Raw genomic sequence first — 1,340 nt, forward strand, 5'->3', positions numbered from 1 at the left:
TTCTTATACTCTAAAAAATGCGATTTACTTTGAAGTCTTATCAACGTCGTCTGCTGTTCAGCATCAACCGTAAAAGTACTTTCAATCACACCACTCGTATCGGATAAATATTCACGCATACGCTGCATCATCACACGGGCGCTGTTATTCACGCTGCTAGGACGTTGTCCTTTTGACCAATCAATCAAATCATCACAATAGGCATTCAAGGAGGCATTTAAAGACCAATCATAAATTGTCGACATCTTAAACCTCATGTCTTAATCGCAAACAGAACACTCACATTAACTGGACGCGTCTCGCCCTCACCAGTGCTCTCCAAAACAACCTCTTGGCTCTCATCAAGAGTATAAGGACTTGCAACGTGACTCCTTAAATTCTCACGCTCTATACCCATAAAATTCGCGAGAGAGCTCCCCCCAAACAAGCCTAGACGATAGCCCAATACATCTGTCGTATTCCCATCCCAAAAGTTTTCGTTGCTGGTAAAATGAGACATCGAAAGGCTCTGTCCTTGATGTTGGTGAGACTCGATTAAATCTGTTTGCACACTGGCAAAAGAACGCCCTTCATCAATATTGCGCCCTCCATCAACACCCCGTAAAAACATCCCTCGAAAATCCGGAACATTAAACGTTGTAACGCCATCCCCCTCTCCCCAAACCGTTCCTATTGTCTCAAACAAATCACGATAATCACGACGCAAATAAGCTTTCCCATCGCAAATTAACCAATCCTTTGGAATCCCGCGCATTCCAAAGGTTCCTATGAAACCCGTGGGATAAAGACTGCTTTCTTCTTCCAAAGGAATAGAGGTAGGATTAACAAGATGCCAATGATCTCCATTATAAAACAATGTATAAATGCACCCCTGTTGGATTTCGCCCCCTGATAAAAGCGATAAACCCGTTTCCGTTGCCTTATAAACCGGCTTGCCATCTAAAGCATTTAAGACAATCGTGGTCGCTCCAACATTCTTACCCGTCGCCATAAAGCGCAAAACGATACCATTCTTATACTCTAAAAACTGTGAAGTGCTTGCAAGTCTTATCACACTCGTTTGTTGGACATGATCATTTGTCACAATGCCTTCAAGCTCTCCACCCGTGTCTGACAAGTATTCCTTTACGCGCTGCATCATCACACGGGCGCTCGTATTCACACTGCTAGGATACTGTCCTTCGGACCAATCAATCAAATTATCAGAACGCGTATTATCCGCCGCTCTAAGCGACCAATCATAGATCGTTGACATCTCTCATAAATCCTAATTCCGGTAAAATGGTCCGTAAAACGCCCGCATGAATTGCGTCATCAAAGGATTATCATCATCACTCTCT

General features: G+C 43.5%; 1 protein-coding gene and 2 pseudogenes. All 3 read right to left on the minus strand.

Going from position 1 to position 1,340, the window contains the following annotated elements; translation table 11 throughout:
• Nucleotides 1–245 (minus strand): annotated as a pseudogene (locus ACFIKJ_RS09275) (phage tail protein); the annotation flags it as partial.
• Between the two features lie 8 nt (nucleotides 246–253).
• The gene (locus ACFIKJ_RS09280) at nucleotides 254–1,255 is read right to left on the minus strand and encodes a phage tail protein (protein ID WP_375670543.1); all 1,002 of its coding nucleotides are present in this window, start codon (nucleotides 1,253–1,255) and stop codon (nucleotides 254–256) included.
• Between the two features lie 12 nt (nucleotides 1,256–1,267).
• Nucleotides 1,268–1,340: pseudogene (locus ACFIKJ_RS09285) on the minus strand (lytic transglycosylase); the annotation flags it as partial.

Source organism: Bartonella sp. PS7NMGDW (assembly GCF_042193585.1).
Lineage (GTDB): Bacteria > Pseudomonadota > Alphaproteobacteria > Rhizobiales > Rhizobiaceae > Bartonella > Bartonella grahamii.